The organism is Cellulomonas sp. P5_E12, assembly GCF_054049315.1.
Map to the genome: position 1 here is coordinate 38,954 of NZ_JBFUMP010000017.1, position 23,561 is coordinate 62,514.

Genomic DNA, 23,561 nt, shown 5'->3' on the forward strand with positions numbered 1-23,561 from the left:
GGATGCCCCACGGCCCGGGCCGACGGCGGGCTGCAGTCGGGCCGCAGCCGGGTACCGCCGGTCCTAGGGTCCGCCGGCACTGGATGGGGGCGTCGGCCGGGGCGACGGTGGACCCATGACCACCACCATCGCCCTCGTCACGGGGGCCACCCAAGGACTCGGTACGCAGACCGTCCGCAGGCTCGCGGCGCTCGGCTGGACCGTCTGGCTCGGCGCGCGGGACATCGCCCTGGGCACGCGGCTCGCCGACGAGATCGACGGCGACGTCCGCGCCGTCCAGCTCGACGTCACCGACGACACGTCGGTCGACGCCGCGGCTCGCATGATCGACGAGCACAGCGGCCGGCTCGACGTGCTCGTGAACAACGCCGGGATCAGCGGCGGGATGCTCGCCCCGCGCGAGACCACCGCGGCCGACTTCCTGCGCGTCTACGGCGTCAACGTGCTCGGACCGGTCCGCACGACGCACGCGTTCCTGCCGCTGCTCGACCGGTCCGCGCAGCCGAGGGTCGTCATGGTGTCCAGCGGCATGGGGTCGCTCGGCGTCACCACCGACCCGGACCGGTTCGAGTCCACCCTGCACGGGCTCGTCTACCCGTCGTCGAAGACCGCGCTCAACATGATCACCTCGCAGTACGCCAAGTCGTTGACCGGCTACCAGGTGAACGCCGTCGACCCGGGCTACACCGGCACCGCGCTCAACGGGTTCCGCGGCACGCAGACCGTGCAGGAGGGCACCGACGCCGTGGTCGCGGCCGCCACGATGGAGCCCGGCGCGGCCACCGGCACGTTCACCGACCGGTCGGGCGTCGTGCCCTGGTAGCGAGTCAGCGAGCGAGGCGTTCCACCACGGCGCCGTAGAGGCGCGGCGCCGTGGCGGCAAGGGGCACGATGCTGCGCCGCAGTGGTGAGCGCGCCGCCATGAGCAGGCCGCTGGTGAGCAACCGGTAGTCGCGGGTCGCCGCGGTCCACGCCTTCTCGTACGCGGCGTTGGAGCGGGTCACGTCGTCGTCCAGGGTCTCGATCGCGGCACGCGCCTGCGCCAGCCCGACGCGCACGCCCTCGCCGGTCAGGGCGTCGACGTAGCCGGACGCGTCGCCGACCAGGCGGACCCGGCCGGCCGTGCGCCGGCGGGTCCGCTGGTGCAGCGGTCCGGCGCCTCGGGCGGGGCCCAGCGTCTCGGCATCGCCCAGGTGGCGGCGCAGGGCCTCGAAGGAGTCGAGCGTGCGCTCGTAGTCCTGGTGCGCGGGCCCGAGGAGGGCCACGCCGACGACGTCGTCGGCGACCGGCGTCACGTACGCCTCGACGGAGTGCCCCCAGTGCACCTCCACGAGGTCGGTCCACGGCTCCACCCGGAAGTGCCGACGGACACCGAAGCGGCGACCGGTCCCGTCCCGGTCCAGCGCCAGCCCCACCTGCCGCCGGACGGTCGAGTGCAGGCCGTCGCAGCCGAGAAGCCAGCGTCCGCGGATGCCGGCGCACACGACCTCGTCCGCATCCTGCTCCACGGCGCCGCCGCGGCCGGGCACCACGACCACACCGAGCTCGGCGGCGCGCTGGGCGAGCGCGGCGTGCAGGGCCGTCCGCCGGGCTCCGAGCCCGGGGGTCGTCGCGAACAGGTGGTCCGCCACGCGAGGCCCGCGCAGGTAGCGGATCCCGGTGAGCGTGTGTCCCTGCGGACGCACACCCAGGCGCGCCAGCGCGGCGACGGCACCGGGCATCAGGCCCTCGCCGCAGGCCTTGTCCACGGGTGTCGCGCGCGGCTCGACGACGATCACCGACAGCCCCGCCAGCCTCCCCTCGATGGCGGCGGCGAGCCCGACAGGCCCACCGCCGATGATCAGCAGGTCGGCGTCGGGTGTCACGCCGCAGCCGGGGTCGCCGAGCTGACCGAGCGCAGGGCGCGCTCCTCCGTGGGGATGCGGAAGCCGAGCAGCAGCACGGCGTTGAGCACCGTGAACGCGCACGCGGTGACCCAGGCCGTGTGCACCAGGGGGAGGGCCGCGCCCTCGACCGCCACGGCGACGTAGTTCGGGTGGCTGAGCCAGCGGTACGGGCCGCGCCGCACCAGCGCCACGCCAGGGACCACGATGACGCGGGTGCTCCACTGGTTGCCGAGGGTCGCGATGCACCACCAGCGCAGGGCGTTCGCGGCGACGACGAACACGAGCGCCGTCCACCCGAGCGCGGGCAGGAACGGCCGGTCCGCCGCGTGCACCTCCACGACGCACGCGACGAGCAGGCCGGTGTGCAGGGCGACCATCGGCGGGTAGTGCCGCTTGCCGGTCTCGATGCCGCCGTGGGCGAACGCCCAGGTCACGTGCCGTTGGGACACGACCAGCTCGGCCAGGCGCTCGAGCGCGACGACGACGATCAGCCAGTCGTAACCGATCACCTACGGCTCCTCGGGCCAGCGCAGCAGGACGGTCTCGGTGCACACACCGGGGCCGATGGCGAACAGGACGCCGGCCGAGCCGGGGATCTGGCCGCCCGCCGCCAGCTCGTCGGCAAGCACGTGGAGAACCCCCGACGAGCTGAGGTTGCCCACCCTGGCCAGAGACCGCCAGCTCGCGGCGAACGCCTCGTCGGGCAGGTCGAGCGCCCGCGCCGCGGCCTGCAGGATCTTCGGGCCGCCGGTGTGCGCCACCCACGTGCCGACGTCGGGGATCTTCAGGTCGTGCGCCGCGAGCAGGTCGACGACGCCCCGCCCGAGGTGCTGCTCGACGATGTCCGCGAGGCTCGCCGCCAGCACGATGCGGAAGCCGCTGCCGCCGATGTCCCAGCCGAGCGCGTCGCCGGTGTCGGGGTACAGAGCGCTGCGCGCACCCACGACGTCGACCCCGCCCTCGACGTCGCGCGCACGGTCGGCGCCCACCATCACGACCGCCGCCGCGCCGTCCCCGAACAGGCCGCTCGACACGATGTTGGCCATGGAGTCGTCGTCGCGCTGCAGCGTGAGCGAGCAGAGCTCGACGGAGACGAGCAGCGCCACGTCCTGCGGGTGCCCCTGCAGGTAGTCGCGCACGCGGGCGATCCCGGCGGCGCCGGCCACGCACCCGAGCCCGAACACGGGCAGCCGCTTGACGTCGGGGCGCAGGCCGAGCCGGTCGACCAGCAGCGCGTCGACGGACGGCGTCGCGATGCCGGTGATCGACGTGAACAGCAGGAAGTCGACGTCGGCCGCCTCGAGGCCCGCGGCGGCCAGCGCCGCGCGGCACGCCTCGGCCGCGAGCGGGGTGCCCTCGCGGACGAACGCGTCGTTGGCGGCGGCGAAGGTGGTCAGGTCGGCATAGGCCTCGAGCGGGAGCGCGAGGTGCCGCGTCTCGATGCCGGTCGCGGCGTGGATCCGGTCGATCGTGCGGCGGCGGCGCGGGTCGGACGTGAGCAGGGGCGCGATCGTGTCCGTGATCTCGGCCTGGGCGTGCACGTGCGCGGGCAGGACCGGGGCGATCGACGCGATGCGCACCATCCGGGCATCGTGTCACGCGCCGGTCGGTCCCGTCACGTGACGCGGGCAACTGACGACTCGTCGCTGGTCCGGCACGCGACCTGCGACGATGGCCCGTCCGAGGAGGTGGGCCGGTTGACCGAGCACCCGCGGCGCTCCCGCGCCGTCGACCTGGCCCTCGCCTGCCACCCCGGCCCTACGGTCGCGGTGACGGTGTTCGCCGTCGCGATGGCCGCCGGCGCGGGTGCCCCACCGCTGACCACCGTGCTCGTCGGCGCCGCGATCCTGGCCGGCCAGCTCTCCGTCGGCTGGTCGAACGACTGGATCGACGCCGGTCGCGACGCCGCCGTCGGCCGCCCGGACAAGCCCGTCGGGGTCGGTCGGCTGGCGGTCTCGACCGTGCGGACGGCCGCCCTGGCCGCCGCAGCCGCGTGCGTCGCGCTGTCGTTCGCCCTCGGCTGGCGGGCCGGGCTGGTCCACCTGGCGACGGTCGCCTCGGCGTGGGCGTACAACGTGCGGCTCAAGAGCACGCCGTGGTCGTGGGCGCCGTACGCGTTCTCGTTCGGCTTCCTCCCGCTGGCCATCGCGCTCGCCCTGCCCGGGGCTCCCGTCGCGGCGTGGTGGGCCATCACCGCGGGCGCCCTGCTCGGCATCGGTGCGCACGGCGCGAACGTGGTGCCGGACCTGCAGGACGATCGCGCGACCGGCGTCCGAGGGCTGCCGCACCGGGTGGGGGGCGTGGCGACGTCGATCGGCACGGGCGTCTCGCTCGTGGCCGCGACCGTCGTCGTCGTGCTGGCGCCCGCCGGGCCGCCGCGGGCCGCGGCCGCGGGGGTGCTCGTCGTCGCCGTCGGGCTGACGATCGTGGGCACCGTGCTCGCGCTGGGCGGGGGCCGCAACCGGCTGCCGTTCGCGTTAGCGATCGCGGTCGCCGCGGTGGACGTCGTCCTGCTGGTGCTGTCCGACTGGGTGGTCTACTGACCTTGACTGAGAGCGTGCCCTCAGGGGCAAGGTGCAAGGACATCCCACCGAAGGAGATTCCCGTGCGCGTCGGCGTCCACCTCATGCGTTTCGACTCGGTCGAGCCCTCGGCGCTGCGTCAGGAGCTGGCCGACACGGCGTCGGCCGCCGACGAGGCCGGTATCGCCTGGGTCTCGGTCATGGACCACTACTTCCAGATGGTCCGCGCCGGGTTCCCGGCCGAGGACCCGATGCTGGAGGCCTACACCACGCTGGGCTACCTGGCCGGCGTGACCTCGAACGTCCAGCTCGGCGTGCTGGTCACGGGCGTGACGTACCGGTACCCCGGCCTGCTGGCCAAGATCGGCGCGACGCTCGACGTGCTCAGCGGCGGGCGGGCGACCATGGGCCTCGGCGCCGCCTGGTACGAGGAGGAGCACCTCGGGCTCGGCGTGCCGTACCCGCCGCTGGCCGAGCGGTTCGAGCGTCTGGAGGAGACGCTGCAGATCTGCCGCCAGATGTGGGACCCGACGAACGACGGCCCGTACGCGGGCACGCACTACCAGCTGGCGCAGACCCTGTGCTCGCCGCAGCCGCTGAAGCGACCCGAGATCCTCATCGGCGGGGCGGGGGAGCGCAAGACGCTGCGGCTGGTGGCGCAGTACGGCGACGCGTGCAACTTCTTCGCGACGACGCCCGACGAGGTCGCCCACAAGCTCGACGTCCTCACGGGTCACTGCCAGGACGTGGGGCGCGACCCGGCGGAGATCCGGGTGACCCTGCTGCACGGCGGCGGCGCCCTGCTCTCGGGCGACGTCGACCAGTTCGTCGAGGACATCACGCCGTACGCCGCGCTGGGCGTCGAGACGGTCATCCTGCGCCCGCCGACGACGAGCCTGTCGGCGTGGGTGCGGGACCGCGTCGCGCCCGCGGTGCCGCGCCTGGCGGACCTGGGCTGACGGCGGTCCCGCTCTCGACGGCTACGCCACCGGCACGCCGGCGTCGTCCGCCGCCGCCTGGAGCGCCGCGACATCGATCTTGGACATGGTGAACATCGCGTTCATCGCGCGGTTCGCCCGGGCGTGGTCGGGGTCGCTCAGCAGCTCGGGCAGGGCGGTCGGGATCACCTGCCACGACAGGCCAAAGCGGTCCTTGAGCCAGCCGCACCGACCCGGCTCGCCGCCGTCGGCGACGAGGGCGTCCCAGACGCGGTCGCACTCCTGCTGGTCAGGCACCGAGACCAGCAGCGAGAACGCGTCGGTGAGCCGGTACTGCGGCCCGCCGTTGAGGGCGGTCACCTCGAGCCCGTCGAGCACGAAGCTCACGGACATCGCGGTGCCGGCGGGCTGCGGCGCACCCTCTCCGTAGCGAGCCACGTCGGTGATGCGGGAGCTCGGGAAGATCTCGACGTAGCGTTCGGCGGCCTGCTCGGCCTGGTCGTCGAACCACAGGAACGGGCTGATGCTCGGCATCTCGGTACCTCCGGTGTGCGTGACGCGAGGCCCGATGCCCGGCGTCCCTACGTGAGGTGGTCGGAGCCGCGTCGCGGATCTCGACACCCGACGTCTCACCAGTGCGCAGGAGGTTCCAGTCCCGCCGGCAGCCGGGTCGTCGCGTCGCCCTGGGCGGACGCGACCTGCGGTGGAGTGACGAACAGTGCGGCCGTGAGGTCGGCGCCGTGCAGCCGGGCGCCCCGCAGGTCCGCACCGAGCAGGTCGGCCAGCCGGAGATCCGCGCCGCTCAGGTCCGCGCCGAGCAGGTAGGCGCCGCGCAGGTCGGCCCCGCGCAGGTCGGCGTCGCGCAGGCTCGTGCCGACGAGATCCGCGTCCCGGTGCCGGCGCCCGGGCAGCCCGGCGCGGGCCAGCTCGCTCGCGCGTTCCAGCAGCGGACCCACGCTCCTGCGCTGCGCGCCGACGTCGACCGCGAGGACGGTCGCGGGATCGGCGTCGGCCAGCCGGGCGAGGTCGTCGGACGCGCGTCGGGCGTCCTCGTGCACCGGGCGTGCGGCCGGCATCGCGAGCACCTCGGTGAGGTACGTCAGCAGCTCGTGCAGGTGCCGCACCACGGGGAAGACGGCGAACATCTCGGACCGGATCTCGGGGTCGTCGCGCCAGCTGCGCCCGCCGTAGGTGCCCTGCGTGACGTGCTGGCCGGCGCCGAAGCACTCGTAAGCGGTGCACCCGGCCATGCCCCGGTCGCGCAGGCTCGCGTGGATGGTGCACCGGAAGTCCGTCGTCAGGTTCCGGCACGGCTCGCCCGCGGCCTTGTCGAACGCGAAGTCCGACGACCGCGCGAACGGCAGCGCGACGCAGCACAGGCCGACGCAGCGGTCGCAGTCGGACCGAAGCTCCCAGGGCACCCGTCGAGGCTAGCCGTCTGCCGTGGGCGGATCCGCCGACGGCAGACCGGGGGTCACTCGGCGCCCCGGCCGTGTGACGGTCGAGGGACAGCACACCCCGGAGGTAGACATGAGCACCGCCCCACCCACCGTCCGCCCGTTCGACGACGACCTGTCCACCCGCCTGCTGCACCAGCGCATCGTGGTGCTCGGCCAGGAGGTCGACGACGCGATCGCCAACCGTGTCTGCGCGCAGCTGCTGCTGCTGTCGGCCGAGGACCCGCGGCGCGACATCGCGCTCTACATCAACTCGCCCGGCGGCTCGGTCAGCGCGGCGCTCGCGATGTACGACACGATGCGGCTCATCCCGAACGACGTGTCCACGCTGGCCATGGGCCTGGCGGCCAGCGCCGCCCAGTTCCTGCTCAGCGCGGGCACCCCGGGCAAGCGGTTCGCGCTGCGGCACTCGCGGGTCCTCATGCACCAGCCCTCGGGAGGCATCGGCGGCACCGCGATCGACATCGCGATCCAGGCGCAGAACATGGCCCACGTGAAGCGCACCATGCAGTCGCTGACTGCCGAGCACACCGGCCAGTCCGTCGAGACGATCGAGCGCGACGCCGACCGCGACCGCTGGTTCACCGCCGAGGAGGCGCTGGCGTACGGGTTCATCGACCGCGTGGTCGAGCACCTCGACGACGTCCGGCCCGACGCCTCGCTGCGGCGGGCGGGCCTGTGATGGCCGGCCAGTACACGATCCCCGTGGTCATCGAGCAGCGGCCGACCGGGGAGCGCGCGTCCGACGTCTACTCGCGGCTGCTCACCGACCGGATCATCTTCCTGGGCACCGAGATCGACGACGGCGTGGCCAACGTCGTCATCGCCCAGCTGCTGCACCTGCAGTCGGAGAGCCAGGACTCGCCGATCCACCTGTACATCAACTCGCCGGGCGGCTCGATCACGGCGCTGCTCGCCGTCTACGACACGATCCAGTACATCAAGCCGACCGTGGCCACGTTCTGCCTGGGCCAGGCGGCGTCCGCGGCGGCCGTGCTGCTGGCCGCGGGCACGCCCGGCAACCGGCACGTCCTCGAGCACGCGCGCGTCCTGCTCCACCAGCCCTCCGGCGGCGGCGAGGGCACGGCGGCGGACCTGGAGATCCAGGCGCGCGAGATCGCCCGTCTGCGCGAGGAGGTCGACCAGATCCTGCACCGCCACACCGGGCAGCCCCTGGCCAAGCTGCGCACCGACACCGAGCGCGACCTCATCCTCACGGCGCAGCAGGCCGTCGACTACGGGCTGGCGGACCGGGTGGTGACCACTCTCAAGGAGCTCCCCGCCGTGGCTTAGGCGGCGAGCAGCAGGCCGGTCGGGACCGTCTGGGCCGCGCGCGCGGTCAGCGTCGTGACGCCGGCGAGCTCCCGGCCGGCCGCGGCCGCGGCCCGCTCGCCGGCGGTGGGTGCGGTGAGGTCCACGACGACGCGGCCCTCGGCCAGCGCGAGCTGCGCGTGCGCGGTGCCGATGAGGTCGACGAGCCGCAGCCCGAGCGCCCGGCACACGGCGGCCAGCACCTCCGACGAGGCCTCCTTGCGACCGCGCTCGACCTCGCTCAGGTACGCGACCGACACCCGCGCGTCCTCGGCGACGTCGCGCAGGGTCCGGCCCTGACGCACGCGCTGCCCACGGAGGATGGCGCCGACGAGCCGGCGCAGCAGCGGCTCGGGACGGTGCTCCAGGTGCGGCGTCATGGCGTCCTCCGGGGGTGCGGCGGGGTGCTCTGCAGCCACGCTAGCCCGCGAACCCGGCCGCCCGTCGCCGCGACCCGTCTGCCCTGAGCGGACACGCCCTCAGCTCGACACGTCCGCGGTCGTGAAGCGGCTCCACGCCAGAGCGCCGAAGATCACCACCCACGCGGCCTGCAGCGCGAGCCCCTGACCCAGCACGCCCCAGTCGGGCTCGAGCCGCAGGAACTCGGCGAAGTCGAGCCAGTGGTGCGTGAGCAGCGCGGGCGCGATGGCGTGCAGCTGGGGCAGCTGGTCCAGGACGCCGCAGACGATCGCGGTGACCACGGTCGCGGCCATGGCGCCGACGGGCACCTCGGTGAGCGTCGAGAAGAACAGCCCGACGGCCACCAGCCCGGTCATCGAGAGCCCGACGTAGACGACGATCGCCGCGACCCGCAGCACGCCCGCCCCCAGCGGCACGGTGGTGCCCGAGAGCAGCGTGACCCCGTGCAGCCCGAAGTAGACCGCCCCGGTGACCAGGCCGACGACTGCGACGGCGAGCACCGCGGACGCCGCGAACGCGAGCGCGCCGACGGCCTTGACCGCGAGCAGCCGGCCGCGCCCGACGGGCACGGTGAGCAGGTAGCGCAGCGTGCCGGCCGACGCCTCGCCGGCGATCGCGTCGCCCGACGCGATGCCGATGGTCAGCGGCAGCAGGAACGGCAGGCACAGGAACAGCGACGCCACGACGAGGAACAGCCCGTTGCCGGTCACCTGGCCGATGAAGCCGGGCCCCTGGCCGTCGAGCGCGGAGTCCTGGGTGACGAACAGGACCGTGCCCAGCAGCAGCGGCACCAGCGCGAGCCCAGACAGCAGCACGAGGTTCCGGCGCCGGCCCAGCACGAGGCGCAGCTCGCTGCGCGTGAGTCGCAGCAGGGAGCCGCGGCGTGGGGTGAACGTCGGCGCCTCGTCAACGAGCGACATCGAAGCCCTCCCCGGTGAGCCCGACGAAGATCTGCTCGAGGTTCGGCCGGCGCACCTGGAGGCCCAGCAGGTCGACGCCGGCGTGCACGAGGGCGGCCGACACCTTCTCGGGCGGCACGCCGCCGAGCAGCCCGCTGACCGTCAGACCCGCCGCGCCGACCTCGGTCAGGCCGAGCCCGGTGAGCACCTCGGTCGCGACCCCGACGTGGTCGACCGACGTCAGCACGGACACCCGGGCGGCGCCGCGTTCGGTGAGGGCCGCACGGTCGCCCTGCAGCAGCAGGTGGCCGCGTCCCATGATCCCGATGTGCGAGCAGACTTGCTCGATCTCGGCGAGCAGGTGCGACGAGACGAGGACCGTCGTCCCGTGGTCGGCCAGCTCGCGGACCAGGGTGCGGACCTCGCGGGTGCCCTGGGGGTCGAGCCCGTTCGTCGGTTCGTCGAGCACCAGCAGGTCGCGCGGCCGCAGCAGCGCCGCCGCGAGGCCGAGCCGCTGCTTCATGCCGAGGGAGTACTGCCGGTACGGCTTCGTGGCCGCCGCGGCGAGGCCGACGCGCTCGAGGGCCCGGTCGGCCCGCTGGGTGGCCGTCCGGGGGTCGGCGGTCGAGTCACCCGCGTCGAGCCGGCCGAGGTTCGCGCGTCCGGTCAGGTACGGGTGGAACGCCGGGCCTTCGACCAGCGCGCCGACGCGGGGGAGCACGACCGCGCCGGCCTCGGGCATCGGCGAGCCCAGCAGGTACGCGCGCCCGCTGGTCGGGCGGACCAGCCCGAGCAGCATCCGGATGGTCGTCGTCTTGCCCGAGCCGTTCGGACCGATGAACCCGTACACCGCGCCGCGCGGCACCCGCAGGTCGATCCCGTCCACGGCCACCTGCCCGGACCGGAACCGCTTGGTGAGCCCGTCGGTGCGGATCGCGAGATCGACATCAGACGCGACCGGAGCCGCGCTCGGCGGGAGCGCGGCTTCGGTCAGCGGTTCGGTCACTGCGCCGCCAGGGCCTGCAGCGTGGCGCCGGGCACCGCGCCGACGAGCACGCGGCCGTCGTCGGTGACCAGCACGGACAGCAGCGCCGACTGGAGCAGCCGACCCTCGGGCACGGCGGTCGTGAGCGTGTCGTAGAGCGCCGAGCTGTCCAGGGACCCCATCGGTGATCCGGAGCCTTCCTCGGGCACGAACTCCTTGTAGAGCTGCTCGGCACCCTGCGAGCCGAAGCTCTTGTCGACACCCGGCAGGGCGCCCGCGGCGCTCGGGTCACCGGCGATCAGGCCGGCCACGTCCAGGTCGGAGGCCTGCACGACGGTGTCCCAGCCGGTGCCGGTGACGGTGACGCCCTCGGGCAGACCCTTCTCAGGCGCGGCGCTCGCCGCGGCGGGCTCGTCCGGGAGCGGCACGACGACGTCGCGGGTCGACGCCCCTGCGGGGGCCGAGAAGGCGAGGACCGAGTCGGCGGGCGTCGCGAACGAGACGTCGGTGAACCCGATCTCCAGCGCCGGGGTCGTGGTGTCGTTCTTGCTCCACACCTGCACGCGCAGCGGGGTCGAGGTCTTCGCGTCCACGGCCACCACGATCCTCCCGACGAGGGTCGCGTCGCTGGTCGGTGTGACCACCAGCTGGTAGGCGGCGTGCCCCGCGACCTCGGTCTGGGCGTCGAGCGTGACGGTCGACGACTGCTTGGCCAGCCCGACGGCCTCCCGGCCGGCCTCGGCGGGCGTCGGCAGGTCGTCCTGGACCGGCAGCTCGCCGGCCTCCGCCTGGGCGGCCAGCTCGTCGTACCGGGCCGCGTCCGCGGGGTCCAGGCTGTAGTGGACGACGGCGTCGTCGGTGCTCGAGTACGTCCACGCCTCCGGGCCGTCCTGCACGACGGAGTACTCGCTGGTCGGCCCGAGCAGGGCGACGCGAGAGCGCTGGGCGCCGTCCGACCAGACGCGCATGGTAGAGCTGCCGCTCAGCAGGGCCACCGGGTTCGCGCCGCCGACGTCGCCGAAGGGGAGCTCCGGCAGGCCGAGCCGCGCGGTGTAGACGACGGTGCCGGACAGCGGCGACGGCTCCGCGCTCGCGACCTTCGCGGCGAGGTCCTCGGGGCTGATGGTCGGCAGGCCCGCGTCGTCGGCGTTGGCGAACAGCGGCGGGGCCGCGAAGGCCAGGCCGACCGCGACGGCGGCGACGACGGGGACTGCCCAGCGGGTGCGGGGCGAGAGGGTTCGGCGGGACTCGTTCATGCGACCACTGTGCATCGTGCCTGCTGAGGGCACCCTGAGAGCGCGCGGGCCCCCCGGCGGCCGCCGGGTGCGATGCTCGAGGCATGCGGGTGCTGGTGGTCGACGACGAGCGCGGGCTCGTGCGCGCCCTGCACCGCGGGCTGACCGCCGAGGGGTTCGCGGTCGACGTGGCGTACGACGGCGAGCGCGGGCTCGAGCTGGCCTCGGAGGACACCTACGACGCGATCGTGCTCGACGTCATGCTCCCGCGCCGCAACGGGTACGACGTGGTCACAGAGCTGCGCGCGCGGGACGTGTGGACGCCGGTGCTCATGCTCAGCGCCAAGGACGGCGAGTACGACGTGGCCGACGGGCTCGACGTGGGGGCCGACGACTACCTGACCAAGCCGTTCGCGTTCGTCGTGCTGGTCTCGCGCCTGCGCGCGCTGCTGCGCCGGCAGGGGCAGGTGCGCCCGCCGGTGCTCACGGTGGGCGACCTCGTGCTCGACCCCGCGACGCGGCGCGTGAGCCGGGGCGGCGAGGCGGTGTCGCTAACCACCCGCGAGCTGGCGCTCCTCGAGTACCTCATGCACCACGCCGACCGCGTGGTCGGCAAGGTCGAGCTGCGGGACCACGTCTGGGACGGGACGGGTGAGGACGTCAACGTCGTCGAGGTCTACGTGGGCTACCTGCGCCGCAAGCTGGGCCGCGACGTCGTCGAGACGGTCCGCGGGGCCGGGTACCGGGTGGCGGGCTAGCCGTGGCGGAGGTGCGACGGGGTGCGTCGCTGCGCCTGCGGCTCACGCTCTTCGCCTCCGGCGCCCTGTGCGTGGCGCTCATCGTGGGTGCGATCGCGCTGACGGTCGTCCTGCGCAGCACGCGCGTCGCCGCCCTGTCCGACGTGGTCCGCGACCGTGCCGCGACCGTGGCCGCGCTCGCGGCAGACGAGCGGCTGCCCGACACGCTGCCGGTGGCGGAGCCGGGCGAGATCGTGCAGCTGATCGACGCCCACGGCGCCGTGCTGGCGACGTCCCCCAACGCGAGCCGAACCCTGCCGGTGCTGACCGCGGACGCGCTCGAGGGTCTCGACGGCATCTCCACCACCGACCAGAGCGCCTACGACGACGTCGCGCGGATCGCCGTGCAGGCGACCACCTACCGGGGGGAGCCGGCCACCGTCGTCGCGAGCGTGCCGCTCACGGAGGTGCAGGGCGTGCTCGACGCCCTGCGGCTCGCGCTCGCGGTCGTCGTGCCCCTGCTCACCGTCGCGCTCGGGCTCGTGGTCTGGATCATCCTCGGGCGCGCACTGCGGCCGGTCGAGGAGCTGCGCCGCGGCGCGGCCCGGGTGGCGTCGTCCGGCGGGCCGGGCTCGCTGCCGGTACCCGCGCGCGACGACGAGCTGGGCGCGCTGGCCCGCACGCTCAACTCGATGCTCGACCGGCTCGAGGCCGGGGCGGCACGCCAGCGGGCCTTCGTCGCCGACGCGGCGCACGAGCTGCGCTCCCCGCTCGCGGCCCTGCGCACCAGCATCGAGGTCGCCCGCGCGCACCCGGCGTCCTACGGCACCGACGAGCTCGCCGCCGACCTGGAGGGGGAGGTGCTCCGGATGCAGGTGCTGGTGGACGACCTGCTGCTGCTCGCGCGGGTCGGCTCGACGCCGCTGACGCACGAGGACCTCGACCTCGGCGCCGTGGCGCGCGACGTGGTCCGGCCCGGCGGTGCCGTATCGGTCACCGTGTCCGGGGACGGGCGCGCGCGGGGCGACGCGACGGCCGTGGGCCGGGTGCTGCGCAACCTCGTCGACAACGCCGCGCGGCACGCCGTCGACCGCGTCGAGGTGTCGGTCGCCGACGGATGTGTGCGCGTCGAGGACGACGGCGCCGGGCTCGCGCCCGCCGACCGGGAGCGGGTGTTCGAACGGTTCGTGCGGCTGGACGAGGCGCGCGAGCGTGACGCGGGCGGCAGCGGGCTCGGGCTGGCGATCGCCCGGGAGATCGCGCGGGAGCAGGGTGGCGACGTGGTGCTCGGGGACGCCGCGCTGGGCGGGCTGCGGGCGGAGCTGCGGCTGCCGCAGTGAAGGGCGCGTGCACACGTGCCCCGGGCCGTCGTATTTTGGGTGGCGACGAGCCCCGGAGGTGACGATGCCCGAGCACGACCCGGTGCGCGACGCCGCCCGGTATCGCGTGGACCGCGACGCGGCGGGCGACGGTGAGCCGCAGCAGGCCGACGGCCCTCCGCAGGCGGCCGGCCGGATGGCGAACCGGCACCTGTGGGTCGACGTCGTGGTCGACCAGGCGATCGCTCGCGGGGAGTTCGACGACCTGCCGCTGGCCGGCAAGCCCATCCCCGGCATCGGCGCCCAGCACGACCCCGACTGGTGGCTCAAGGCGCTCATCGCCCGCGAGCAGATCACCGGCGTCCTGCCCGAGGCGATCCAGCTGCGCAAGGACGACGCGGTGCTGCTCGAGCGGCTCGACGCGCTGCGCACCGAGAAGGACGTGCGCGAGGCCTTGGCCGAGCTCAACGCGCGGATCGTGTCCGCGCGGCGTCAGCTGATGGGCGGTCCGCCGGTGGTCACGCCGCTGCGCGACGTGGAGGTCGAGGTACGCCAGTGGCACGCGCGCCGGACGCCGCCGCCCGCGCCGGTCGAGCCGACGCCACCCGAGCAGCCGAGACGCCGCCGGTGGCGACGGGCTCGCTGAGGGTCAGCGGTCCTCGAGTGCCGGCAGGATCGTCGTCGGGATGGCGAAGGCCAGGGTGATCGACAGGATGCCGCCGGCGAAGACCCACGGGGCCGCGTCGCCGAGGTTGAAGGCGACGGTGAACAGCCCGAGGCCCAGTAGGAACAGGATGGCGGGGAAGACGACGGCCAGGGCGCGACCGGGGTTGCTCGACTCGGTCTCGCGAGGCTCGATCACCGGGTAGCTCATGGTCGTCCTCCTGGACTGCGGTGCCCGACGGGCTGGCGGCCCCCGGCGCCGGATCGGCCGGGGACCACCAGCGTAGTCAGTAGGCGAGGGCCTCCGCCGCCTCGTCCGACGATGCGTCGTGCGGTGAGGGCGCCGCCCGCACGAAGAACGCCGCGGGGATGGCCACGAGCGAGATGACCGCGCCCACCACGAACGCCGCGTGGATGCCGCCGGCGGTGGCGTCGAGCACGTCAGAGCCGCCGGCCGCGAGCGTCGCGCTCTGGGCGGTGAGGACCGTGATGAACAGCGCCGTGCCCGCCGCCCCGGCGACCTGCTGGACCGTGCCGACGACCGCGCTGCCGTGCGAGTACAGGTGCGCCGGCAGCGAGCCCAGGGCTGACGTGAACAGTGGCGTGAACATGAGGGCGAGCCCCGCGCTGAGCAGCACGTGCGACGCGAGCATGAGCCACGGCGAGCTCGTCGTGCCCAGGAGCGTGAAGCCCCACGCCCCCGCGCTGACCACGACCGCGCCCGGGACCAGCAGCGGCCGGGGGCCGTACTTGTCGTAGGCGCGGCCGACGCTCGGGGCGAGCAGGCCCATGAGCAGGCCGCCCGGGAGCAGGAGCAGCCCGGTCTGCAGCGCCTCCAGCCCGAGGACGGTCTGCGCGTACAGCGGCACGAGGATCAGGGTCCCGAACAGCGACATCATGCTGATCGCCATCACGCCGACCGAGATGCGGAACGTCGACGACGAGAACGTGCGCAGGTCGAGGAGGGCGTCGTCGACCTTCTGCAGCTGGATCTGCCGCCAGATGAACACCGCCAGCGAGACGGCGCCGACCCCGAGCGAGACCCACGTGGTGGTGGAGATGCCGGTGGTCGCCGCGGCACCCAGCCCGCTCAGCCCGTAGACCAGACCGCCGAACGCGAGGGCCGACAGGACGACCGAACCGATGTCGACACGGGCGAGCTTCGGCTCGGTGAGGTTGGGCAGGCGCACCGCGCCGAGCGCGAGCGCGCCCAGCGCGATCGGGAGCACCAGCGCGAACAGCCACCGCCAGTCGAGCACGCTCAGGATGAGGCCGGAGATGGTGGGACCGATGGCCGGCGCGACCGAGATGACGATCGAGATGTTGCCCATGGTGCGGCCGCGGCTGGCCGGTGGCGTGACCGTCATGACGGTGGTCATCAGCAGCGGCAGCATGATCGCGGTGCCACCCGCCTGCACCACGCGACCGGCGATGAGCACCCCGAACCCGGGCGCCAGGGCGCAGATCGTCGTGCCGAGGCTGAACAGGGTCATCGCGGTGATGTACGTCGTGCGGGTCGTGAACCGCTGGATCACGAAGCCCGTCACCGGGATGACGACGGCCATGGTCAGCATGAACGCGGTGGTCACCCACTGCGCCGTGCTGGCGGGGATGTCCAGGTCGGTCATCAGGTGGGGGAGCGCGACGCCCATGATCGTCTCGTTGAGGATGACGACGAACGTCGAGATGAGCAGCAGGCGCACCGCGAGGCGGTCGCGCGGGCCGTGGTCCGGCGCGGTGTGCTCCGTCGCGCTGCCGGGTGGCTGGGTGGTGGTCAGGGTCTCGTCGGTCACAGTGGTGCACCTCGGGAGTGAGAGGGAAGGGTGTGAGGCGGCCGACGGGGTCGGCGCGGACGGTAGGGCCAGTCTGTGCAGTGCGACCCCGCGGGGTCGACGTGTTTCGCCGGGAGGAGAATCACAGCCCCAGCGGCCAGGTCGCGCGGACCTCCACGCGCCCGAACCGGGCCATGGGGTGCGCCGCCGCCCGCTCGAGCGCCTCGTCGAGGTCGGCACACTCGAGGACGTCGAACCCGGCGATGTGCTCCTGGGTCTCGGCGAACGGGCCGTCCGTGACGAGGAGCTGCGAGGAGCGCACACGCACGGTGCGGGCATCCTGCACCGGCCGCAGCCGGTCGCCCACGACAGTGAGACCTCGGCGGTCGTTCTCGGCCGCCCAGTCGACGATGTTGTCGTCCTCGGCGCGGTACGGCTCGGCCTCCGGGTCGTCACAGATGAGCAGCAGGAATCGCATGGGTCCTCCAGGTCGGGTCGGTCGATCCTTCACCTGATGGACGAACCCGGGCGCCCCGGATCGACACGATCCGGCGAGAAACTTCTCAACGGAGCGGTCGGGCCCGCGGAGCGCGCGGCCCGAAGCGCGGTGCGTTCGCGGCCTGCGTGATCTCGAGGAGCCGGATCACGCGCTGCCGCTGGCCGGCCCACGGCTCGAGCAGAGTCAGCATCCCGGCGTCGTCGGTGCGCCGCCCGGTGAGCGCCCAGCCGACCAGGTGGGCCAGGTGGAAGTCGCCGACGGAGACCGCGTCGGCGTCGCCGAGCGCGCGCGAGGCGATCTCGGCGACCGTCCACGGGCCGATGCCCCGCACGGTGAGCAGGCGGCGGCGCGCCTCCTCGATCGGCAGGTGTGCGCCCTCCTGCAGCCGGGGCGCGACGACCGCGGCGCGCAGCACCGTGCCGGCGCGCGCCTCCTCGACGCCCGCGCGACGCCAGTCCCACACGGGGACCGCGCGCCACGCCTCGGCGGTCGGCGGCACGCGCAACGTGGCCGGCGCCGGGCCGGGCGCGGGCGTGCCGTGCTGCCGCACCAGCCGCCGCCAGGCCGCCTTGGCGTCCAGGCCGACGACCCGCTGCTCGAGCACCGCGGGCACCAGCGCCTCGAAGACGTTGCCCGACCGAGGGATCCGCAGGCCGGGCAGGCGGTGGTGGGCCTCGCGGACCACCGGGTGCCGTGCGGCGTCGAAACCCGTGGTGTCGTCGCCGGCGCCGAGCAGGTCGGGGACGCCCGCGAGGGCGCGTTCCGCGCCGGGTCCCCACGCGGTGACGTGGATGCCGTCGCTGCGTCGGACCAGGTGCCGGGTCGCCGGGCCGTCGGGCGTCATCGTGGCCTGCCAGATCGAGCCGTCGGGGGCGAACACCCACGCGGGGTCACCCCCGCCCCGGCGGAGGTGGCCGAGCGTGCGCCGGACGTCGACCGCCTCGGCCGGCCGGTAGACCGAGGCGAGCCACTGCTCATCGGCCGGCGCGGGGATCACGTCACCACTATGCGCCGCGGGGAGGAGGCTCGCGCCGGCGCACGGCACACTGCCTGCATGACCATCCGCACCGGGATCTCCGGCTGGCGCTACCCGCCCTGGCGCACGGTCTTCTACCCGGCCGGACTGCCGCAGCGCCGCGAGCTCGAGTACGCCTCGCGGCGCCTGACGTCGATCGAGATCAACGGCTCGTTCTACGCGCTGCAGAGGCCGGAGAACTACACGAGCTGGGCGGCGGAGACGCCCGACGACTTCGTGTTCTCGGTCAAGGGGCCGCGGTTCGTCACGCACATGAAGAAGCTGACCGACGTCCGGGTGCCGGTCGCGAACTTCTTCGCCAGCGGCGTGCTCGCCCTCGGGCCGAAGCTCGGCCCGGTCCTGTGGCAGCTGCCACCGAACCTCGGCTTCCACCCCGACAAGCTCGCGGCCTTTTTCGACCTCCTGCCGCGGAGCACGGCCGCCGCGGCGGAGCTCGCCGCCGAGCACGACGAACGGCTGGACGACCGGGCCTGGACCACGACCGACGCCGACCGACCGCTGCGGCACGTGCTCGAGGTGCGGCACGCGAGCTTCGAGGTGCCGGAGCTCGTCGAGCTCCTGCGCGCGCACGGCATCGGGCTCGTGATCGCCGACGCGGCCGGTCGGTGGCCCGTGATCGAGGACGTCACGGCCGACCTGGTCTACGTGCGCCTGCACGGCGAGACCGAGCTCTACACCAGCGGCTACGACGACGAGTCGCTCGACCGGTGGGCGGGGAAGGTGCGGACCTGGGCGGCCGGGGGTGCACCCGCGGGGGCGCGCACCCTGACGCCCCCGACCGAGGCCGCCGGTGAGCGGGACGTCTTCGTCTACTTCGACAACGACATCAAGGTCCGCGCGCCCTACGACTCGATGGCGCTCGCGGCCCGGCTGGGGATCACGCCGGAGCCGTGAGTGGTGGGTCGGCCGTCGTTCGAGATCGAGGGTGCTCAGCGACCCTTCAGCCGCTGGATCAGGCGGCGGTCGCGCTTCGTCGGCCGGCCCGCGCCGCGGTCGCGCTCACCGGCGACCACGTGCTCCTTGGGCAGCGGCGCGGGGGAGCGGTCGAGGTAGCAGGTCACCGCGACGGGGGCGCCGACCCGCTTCACCACCGTGCGCTGGACGACGACGATCCGCTCGCGCTCGCCGCCGCGGACGTGCACCTCGTCGCCGGGGACCACCATCGTCGCGGGCTTGGCGCGGTCGCCGTTCACGCGCACGTGGCCGGCGCGGCAGGCGGCCGCCGCGGCGGACCGGGTCGGGAACAGTCGCACCGCCCAGGTCCACGCGTCCACGCGCGCCCGCGTCACCTCAGCCACGGCCCGAGCCTCTCACGGTGCGAGTCCGCGTCACGGTGAGCCCGGCCCCGCGAGGCGAGCAGGTCACGCCGGCCGACATACGGTGGAGCGATGACCACCACCCCCTCCCCGCAGGTCGTCGCCGTCGTCGGCGGCTACGTCGTCCCCGTCGTCTCCGAGCCGATCGACGGCGGCACCGTGCTCGTCGTCGACGGACGCATCACGGCGGTCGGCGCGGACGTCGAGGTGCCGGACGGCGCCCGGATCATCGACGCGACGGACCGCTGGGTGCTGCCGGGCTTCGTCGAGTCGCACGGGCACGTCGGCCTGCACGAGGAGGGCGAGGGTGCGGCCGGCAACGACACCAACGAGATGACGACGCCCAACGCGGCTGCGGTCCGGGCCATCGACGCGATCAACATCGACGACGAGGGCTTCCGCGACGCGCTGAGCGGCGGGATCACGTCGATCGTGGTGAAGCCGGGGTCGGGGAACCCGATCGGCGGGCAGTCCGTGGCGATCAAGGCGTGGGGCGGCCGCACGGTCGACGAGCAGGTGATCTCGGCGTCGGTGAGCGTGAAGTCGGCGCTGGGGGAGAACCCGAAGCGCGTCTACGGCGAGCGCAAGCAGACCCCGGCCACCCGGCTGGGCACGGCGTTGGTCATCCGCGAGGCGTTCACGCGGGCGCAGCACTACGCGGCCGCCCGCGCCGCCGCGGCGACCAAGGGCGAGCCGTTCAAGGCCGACCTCGCGCTGGAGACGCTCGCCCGGGTGCTGGACGGCGAGCTCGCGTGGGACCAGCACACGCACCGCCACGACGACATCGCGACGGCGCTGCGGCTCGCGGACGAGTTCGGCTACCGCCTGGTCATCAACCACGGCACGGAGGCGCACAAGATCGCCGACGTGCTGGCCGAGCGCGACATCCCCGTGATCTTCGGGCCGATGTTCACCACGCGGTCGAAGGTCGAGCTGCGCGACCGGGCCATCGCGAACCTGGCCACCCTGGCCGCGGCCGGCGTGCGGGTCGCGATCACCACCGACCACCCCGTGGTGCCCATCAACTTCCTGGTCCACCAGGCCACGCTCGCCGTCAAGGAGGGGCTGCCGCGGCAGACCGCCCTCGAGGCGCTGACGGTGAACCCGGCGACGTTCCTGCGCCTGCACGAGCGCGTCGGCGCGCTGGCGCCCGGGCTCGACGGCGACGTGGTGGTGTGGTCGGGCGACCCGCTCGACGTGGCGTCGCGCGCCGAGCACGTGCTCATCGACGGCCGCACGGTCTACACGTGGGACGACGAGGCCGCGCGCGGCGTGGTGGTGGAGCGCTCGGCGCGCTTCACGAGCTGACGCTCGCCGCGCGGCTCCGAGCAGGCGCGCCCGCCGCCCTGCGTGAAGACTTTTTCGCGCCGGACGCAACGAAGTCTTCACACAAGCACTCCGCCGGCGCCCACGGCGTGGGGCCGGCGCGCGGTATCCGTCGGGACCGTCAGTCGCGCAGCGCGAGGTACTTGCTGATCAGCGCGCGCGTCGACGGGTCCTGCGCGTCCAGCGCGGCGGCGTCGCCCTGCACCGCGGGGGCGATCTCGAGCGCGAGCTTCTTGCCCAGCTCGACGCCCCACTGGTCGAACGAGTCGATGCCCCACACGACGCCCTGCACGAAGGTGATGTGCTCGTACAGCGCGATGAGCTGGCCGAGCACACTCGGGGTCAGCGACGCGGCGAGGATCGACGTGGTCGGCCGGTTCCCGGAGAACACGCGCGCGGGCACGATGTCCTCGGCCGTGCCCTCGGCGCGGACCTCGTCGGCGGTCTTGCCGAACGCCAGCGCCTTGGTCTGCGCGAAGAAGTTGGCCAGGAAGAGGCCGTGCACGTCGACGCCGCCGTCGGTGAGCGGGTGCGCGGGGTTGGCGACCGCGATGAAGTCGGCGGGGATCAGGCGTGTGCCCTGGTGGATCAGCTGGTAGAACGCGTGCTGCCCGTTGGTGCCGGGCTCGCCCCAGAACACCTCGCCGGTCTGCGTGGTCACCGGGGTGCCGTCCCAGCGCACCGACTTGCCGTTCGACTCCATGGTCAGCTGCTGCAGGTACGCCGCGAACCGGTGCAGGTACTGCGCGTAGGGCAGCACGGCGTGGGTGTGCGCGCCGAGGAAGTTGACGTACCAGACGTTCAGCAGGCCCATGAGGACGGGCACGTTCTGGGCGAACGGCGTCGTCGCCACGTGCTCGTCGACCGCGTGGAAGCCGGCGAGGAAGTCGCGGAAGCCGTCAGGCCCGATCGCGATGGCCAGCGACGTGCCGATCGTCGAGTCGACCGAGTACCGGCCCCCGACCCAGTCCCAGAAGCCGAACGCGTTGGTGGGGTCGATGCCGAACGCGGCGACCTTGTCGAGCGCAGTCGAGACCGCGACGAAGTGCTTGGCGACCGCCGCGTTGCGCGCCTCGTCGTCGTCGGCCGTGCCCAGCTGCTCCCAGAGCCACGCGCGCGCGAGCCGGGCGTTGGTGAGCGTCTCCAGCGTGCCGAACGTCTTGGACGCGACGATGAACAGCGTCGTCGTCGGGTCGAGACCCGAGACCGTCTCCGCGAGGTCGCTGGGGTCGATGTTGGAGACGAACCGCACCTCGAGGCCGTCCTGCACGTAGGGCTTGAGCGCCTCGTACGCCATGACCGGCCCGAGGTCGGAGCCGCCGATGCCGATGTTGACCACGGTGCGGACGCGCTCGCCGGTCACGCCCGTCCACTCCCCGGAGCGGACCTTGTCGGCGAACGCGAACATCTTCGTCAGCTCGGCCTGGACGTCGGTGTCGACGTCCTGCCCGTCGACGGTGAGCGCCGGGGACGCGCCGGGCGGGCGGCGCAGGGCCGTGTGCAGCACCGCGCGGTCCTCGGTCACGTTGATGTGGTCGCCGCGCAGCATCGCCTGCAGCCGGTCGGCGAGTCCGACCTCGTCGGCGAGCCGCACGAGCAGGGCGAGGGTCTCGTCGGTGACGAGGTTCTTCGAGAGGTCGACCGTGAGGTCCGCCAGCGGGAGGGTGAGGCGCGCGGCGCGCTCGGGGTCGGCGGCGAACCAGCCGCGCAGGTCCGGAGACAGCGTCGACTCGTGGACGCTGAGCTCCTGCCAGGCGGTCGTGGTCGTGGCGTCGATGGGCGGCGTGGTCACGGGTGTTCCCTCTCTGCCGAGGTCCACCCGGCCACGCGAAGGCGGCGCGGCGGGTGTGCGGCGGGTGTGCGGAGTGCTGCGCGACGGCGGTCGCGACGTCGGGCTGGGTCCACCGTATTGCGCGCGGACGACCCCCCGCACCGCGCGACGACCAGGCGGGCGATGACAGAGGTCGTCCGCGAGCACGATGCGCGGACCGGGCCCGCGGTTAGGTTGTGCGACATGTCTCGGATCCCCACCGCCCTCATCGCCGCGCTCACCCTCGTGGTCGGGTTCGCCGTCGCGGAGCTCACCGGCGTGCGCGCGCTGGGCGGCGTCGTGCTGGTCGCCGGGGTGCTCTGGTGCGCGGTCCGCGCGCGGGCGGCCGGCTGGTGGCGGGTCGGGGCGGTCGTGCTGGTCGGCGCGGCGTGCTTCGCGGCGTCGCACCTGCTGGGGCGGGCGATCGGCGCGTGGCCCGCGGTCGTCGTGGCGGCGCTGGTGCTCGGTGCGGCGACCTTCGCGCTGGTGGACCGACCGGTCGCGCGGCCGGCGACGGTCTGATGGGGAGCGACGCCTTCCTGGTCTGCTGCGGGCTCGCGACGCTCGACGTCGTGCAGGTGGTCGACCGGCTGCCCCGGGCCGACGAGAAGGTGGTGGCCCGGAGCCTCGACGTGACGTTCGGGGGCCCGGCCGCCAATGCCGCGGCGACCGCCGTGGCGCTCGGCGTGCGCACGCGCCTGGTGACCGCGCTCGGGTCCGGTCCGGTCGCCGACCTGGTCCGCGACGGGCTCGTCGCCGCGGGCGTCGACGTCGTCGACCTGCTGGCCGGCCGCCCCGACTCGCCGGCGGTGTCGACCGTGCTGGTGACCGCCGCGACGGGCGAGCGGGCCGTGGTGTCCGTCAACGCGACGGCCGTGGAGGCGATGCCGCCCCCGACGCAGGACGTGCTCGACGGAGCGACCGCGCTGCTGCTCGACGGGCACCACCTCGAGGCCGGGCTCGCGCTCGCCACCGCCGCGCACGACCGCGGGATCGCCGTGCTGCTGGACGGCGGAAGCTGGAAGCCCGGGCTGGACCGGCTCCTCGCGGTCGTCGACCACGCGGTGCTCTCCGCGGACTTCGCGCTGCCCGGCGAGCCCGAGGACCTTCTGGACCGGGTCGCGGCCCTCGGCCCCGGCACGGTCGCGCGGTCGGCCGGCGCCGGCCCGGTGCGCCTCCGGGTCGTGGCACCCGACGGGCTCGTCTCGTGGTCCGCCATCGAGCCGCCGGTCGTGCAGGTGGTCGACACGCTGGGGGCCGGCGACGTGCTGCACGGCGCGACGGCAGCGGCCCTCGCGCAGGGGCAGCCGATCCTCCCCGCGCTGGCCGAGGGCGTCCGGCGGGCGTCCGAGTCGGTGCGATGGCCGGGCGCGCTCGGCTGGGTGCGCGCGTCGACCTGAGGAGTCCCACGGACGGCGGAGGCGCAGGTA

At 74.2% G+C, this 23,561-nt stretch carries 27 protein-coding genes; 12 read left to right on the forward strand and 15 right to left on the reverse strand.

Translation table 11 applies throughout. From position 1 onward, the window contains the following. The first annotated feature begins 115 nt into the window (after window positions 1-115). A complete protein-coding gene (locus tag ACXJKA_RS14290) occupies window positions 116-823 on the forward strand; it encodes an SDR family NAD(P)-dependent oxidoreductase (RefSeq protein ID WP_456825874.1) in 708 nt (235 codons plus the stop codon). Between the two features lie 4 nt (window positions 824-827). Here the strand turns inward: ACXJKA_RS14290 and ACXJKA_RS14295 are convergent, their stop codons facing one another. From ACXJKA_RS14295 to ACXJKA_RS14305, 3 genes are read right to left on the reverse strand one after another with little or no spacing between them, the layout of a single operon-like run. Then, a complete protein-coding gene (locus ACXJKA_RS14295; RefSeq protein ID WP_456825875.1) occupies window positions 828-1,865 on the reverse strand; it encodes an NAD(P)/FAD-dependent oxidoreductase in 1,038 nt (345 codons plus the stop codon). Continuing rightward, window positions 1,862-2,395, reverse strand: a complete 534-nt coding sequence (locus tag ACXJKA_RS14300) for an isoprenylcysteine carboxyl methyltransferase family protein (protein WP_456825876.1) — start codon at window positions 2,393-2,395, stop codon at window positions 1,862-1,864. The genes ACXJKA_RS14295 and ACXJKA_RS14300 overlap by 4 nt, the downstream gene beginning before the upstream one ends. Next, window positions 2,396-3,469 carry a type III polyketide synthase gene (locus tag ACXJKA_RS14305; protein WP_456825877.1) on the reverse strand — a complete coding sequence of 358 codons (1,074 nt, stop codon included), beginning with the start codon at window positions 3,467-3,469 and terminating at the stop codon, window positions 2,396-2,398. A gap of 36 nt (window positions 3,470-3,505) precedes the next feature. Between ACXJKA_RS14305 and ACXJKA_RS14310 the strand changes: the two genes are divergently transcribed. Both ACXJKA_RS14310 and ACXJKA_RS14315 read left to right on the forward strand, forming a co-directional pair. Continuing rightward, window positions 3,506-4,429, forward strand: a complete 924-nt coding sequence (locus tag ACXJKA_RS14310) for a UbiA family prenyltransferase (protein WP_456825878.1) — start codon at window positions 3,506-3,508, stop codon at window positions 4,427-4,429. Window positions 4,430-4,491: 62 nt separating this feature from the next. Beyond that, a complete protein-coding gene (locus tag ACXJKA_RS14315; RefSeq protein ID WP_456825879.1) occupies window positions 4,492-5,367 on the forward strand; it encodes an LLM class F420-dependent oxidoreductase in 876 nt (291 codons plus the stop codon). 21 nt (window positions 5,368-5,388) lie between these two features. Here ACXJKA_RS14315 and ACXJKA_RS14320 read toward each other — a convergent pair whose 3' ends face one another. Together ACXJKA_RS14320 and ACXJKA_RS14325 are read right to left on the reverse strand one after the other, a co-directional pair. Further along, the gene (locus ACXJKA_RS14320; RefSeq protein ID WP_456825880.1) at window positions 5,389-5,880 is read right to left on the reverse strand and encodes a VOC family protein; all 492 of its coding nucleotides are present in this window, start codon (window positions 5,878-5,880) and stop codon (window positions 5,389-5,391) included. Window positions 5,881-5,975: 95 nt separating this feature from the next. After that, entirely contained in the window at window positions 5,976-6,767 is a 792-nt protein-coding gene (locus ACXJKA_RS14325) for a pentapeptide repeat-containing protein (protein WP_456825881.1), read from the reverse strand. Window positions 6,768-6,876: 109 nt separating this feature from the next. Between ACXJKA_RS14325 and ACXJKA_RS14330 the strand changes: the two genes are divergently transcribed. Both ACXJKA_RS14330 and ACXJKA_RS14335 read left to right on the forward strand, forming a co-directional pair. Then, entirely contained in the window at window positions 6,877-7,485 is a 609-nt protein-coding gene (locus ACXJKA_RS14330; protein ID WP_456825882.1) for a ClpP family protease, read from the forward strand. After that, a complete protein-coding gene (locus tag ACXJKA_RS14335) occupies window positions 7,485-8,096 on the forward strand; it encodes a ClpP family protease (protein ID WP_456825883.1) in 612 nt (203 codons plus the stop codon). Before ACXJKA_RS14330 ends, ACXJKA_RS14335 begins: the two co-directional genes overlap by 1 nt. Here ACXJKA_RS14335 and ACXJKA_RS14340 read toward each other — a convergent pair. The 4 genes from ACXJKA_RS14340 to ACXJKA_RS14355 all read right to left on the reverse strand — a co-directional run bounded on the left by ACXJKA_RS14340 (window position 8,093) and on the right by ACXJKA_RS14355 (window position 11,674). Continuing rightward, complete coding sequence (locus tag ACXJKA_RS14340) at window positions 8,093-8,494, reverse strand: helix-turn-helix domain-containing protein (protein ID WP_456825884.1); 402 nt, start codon at window positions 8,492-8,494, stop codon at window positions 8,093-8,095. The genes ACXJKA_RS14335 and ACXJKA_RS14340 overlap by 4 nt on opposite strands. Window positions 8,495-8,593: 99 nt before the next feature. After that, a complete protein-coding gene (locus ACXJKA_RS14345) occupies window positions 8,594-9,454 on the reverse strand; it encodes an ABC transporter permease (RefSeq protein WP_456825885.1) in 861 nt (286 codons plus the stop codon). After that, a complete protein-coding gene (locus ACXJKA_RS14350; RefSeq protein WP_456825886.1) occupies window positions 9,441-10,439 on the reverse strand; it encodes an ABC transporter ATP-binding protein in 999 nt (332 codons plus the stop codon). Before ACXJKA_RS14350 ends, ACXJKA_RS14345 begins: the two co-directional genes overlap by 14 nt. Beyond that, window positions 10,436-11,674, reverse strand: coding sequence for a LolA family protein (locus ACXJKA_RS14355; protein ID WP_456825887.1), 1,239 nt, complete (start codon window positions 11,672-11,674; stop codon window positions 10,436-10,438). Before ACXJKA_RS14355 ends, ACXJKA_RS14350 begins: the two co-directional genes overlap by 4 nt. 83 nt (window positions 11,675-11,757) lie before the next feature. Here ACXJKA_RS14355 and ACXJKA_RS14360 point away from each other — a divergent pair, with 83 nt between their 5' ends. The 3 genes from ACXJKA_RS14360 to ACXJKA_RS14370 all read left to right on the forward strand — a co-directional run bounded on the left by ACXJKA_RS14360 (window position 11,758) and on the right by ACXJKA_RS14370 (window position 14,355). Continuing rightward, window positions 11,758-12,411: a response regulator transcription factor gene (locus tag ACXJKA_RS14360; protein WP_456825888.1), complete on the forward strand. Its 654-nt coding sequence runs from the start codon at window positions 11,758-11,760 to the stop codon at window positions 12,409-12,411. Window positions 12,412-12,413: 2 nt separating this feature from the next. Beyond that, complete coding sequence (locus ACXJKA_RS14365) at window positions 12,414-13,730, forward strand: ATP-binding protein (RefSeq protein WP_456825889.1); 1,317 nt, start codon at window positions 12,414-12,416, stop codon at window positions 13,728-13,730. A 64-nt stretch (window positions 13,731-13,794) separates the two neighbouring features. Next, window positions 13,795-14,355: a DnaJ family domain-containing protein gene (locus tag ACXJKA_RS14370; protein WP_456825890.1), complete on the forward strand. Its 561-nt coding sequence runs from the start codon at window positions 13,795-13,797 to the stop codon at window positions 14,353-14,355. 3 nt (window positions 14,356-14,358) lie between these two features. On the opposite strand, the gene ACXJKA_RS14375 is transcribed toward ACXJKA_RS14370, so the two are convergent. The 4 genes from ACXJKA_RS14375 to ACXJKA_RS14390 form a co-directional block, all read right to left on the reverse strand. Continuing rightward, window positions 14,359-14,583: a hypothetical protein gene (locus ACXJKA_RS14375; RefSeq protein WP_456825891.1), complete on the reverse strand. Its 225-nt coding sequence runs from the start codon at window positions 14,581-14,583 to the stop codon at window positions 14,359-14,361. Between the two features lie 76 nt (window positions 14,584-14,659). Next, window positions 14,660-16,165, reverse strand: a complete 1,506-nt coding sequence (locus tag ACXJKA_RS14380; RefSeq protein WP_456825892.1) for an MDR family MFS transporter — start codon at window positions 16,163-16,165, stop codon at window positions 14,660-14,662. Window positions 16,166-16,286: 121 nt separating this feature from the next. Continuing rightward, the gene (locus ACXJKA_RS14385; protein WP_456825893.1) at window positions 16,287-16,622 is read right to left on the reverse strand and encodes a YciI family protein; all 336 of its coding nucleotides are present in this window, start codon (window positions 16,620-16,622) and stop codon (window positions 16,287-16,289) included. Window positions 16,623-16,707: 85 nt separating this feature from the next. Continuing rightward, window positions 16,708-17,640 (reverse strand): DNA-3-methyladenine glycosylase family protein, encoded by a 933-nt coding sequence (locus ACXJKA_RS14390; protein ID WP_456825894.1) that lies wholly within the window; start codon window positions 17,638-17,640, stop codon window positions 16,708-16,710. A gap of 57 nt (window positions 17,641-17,697) precedes the next feature. Between ACXJKA_RS14390 and ACXJKA_RS14395 the strand changes: the two genes are divergently transcribed. Then, window positions 17,698-18,573, forward strand: a complete 876-nt coding sequence (locus ACXJKA_RS14395; RefSeq protein WP_456825895.1) for a DUF72 domain-containing protein — start codon at window positions 17,698-17,700, stop codon at window positions 18,571-18,573. Between the two features lie 35 nt (window positions 18,574-18,608). On the opposite strand, the gene ACXJKA_RS14400 is transcribed toward ACXJKA_RS14395, so the two are convergent. Beyond that, a complete protein-coding gene (locus ACXJKA_RS14400) occupies window positions 18,609-18,977 on the reverse strand; it encodes an RNA-binding S4 domain-containing protein (RefSeq protein WP_456825896.1) in 369 nt (122 codons plus the stop codon). A gap of 90 nt (window positions 18,978-19,067) precedes the next feature. Between ACXJKA_RS14400 and ACXJKA_RS14405 the strand changes: the two genes are divergently transcribed. Next, a complete protein-coding gene (locus ACXJKA_RS14405; protein ID WP_456825897.1) occupies window positions 19,068-20,303 on the forward strand; it encodes an amidohydrolase in 1,236 nt (411 codons plus the stop codon). Between the two features lie 139 nt (window positions 20,304-20,442). Here the strand turns inward: ACXJKA_RS14405 and pgi are convergent, their stop codons facing one another. Next, entirely contained in the window at window positions 20,443-22,113 is a 1,671-nt protein-coding gene (pgi, locus tag ACXJKA_RS14410) for a glucose-6-phosphate isomerase (RefSeq protein ID WP_456825898.1), read from the reverse strand. Between the two features lie 222 nt (window positions 22,114-22,335). Between pgi and ACXJKA_RS14415 the strand changes: the two genes are divergently transcribed. Together ACXJKA_RS14415 and ACXJKA_RS14420 are read left to right on the forward strand one after the other, a co-directional pair. Further along, window positions 22,336-22,653 (forward strand): hypothetical protein, encoded by a 318-nt coding sequence (locus ACXJKA_RS14415; protein ID WP_456825899.1) that lies wholly within the window; start codon window positions 22,336-22,338, stop codon window positions 22,651-22,653. Then, complete coding sequence (locus ACXJKA_RS14420; protein ID WP_456825900.1) at window positions 22,653-23,531, forward strand: PfkB family carbohydrate kinase; 879 nt, start codon at window positions 22,653-22,655, stop codon at window positions 23,529-23,531. Before ACXJKA_RS14415 ends, ACXJKA_RS14420 begins: the two co-directional genes overlap by 1 nt. The last annotated feature ends 30 nt before the right edge of the window (window positions 23,532-23,561 follow it).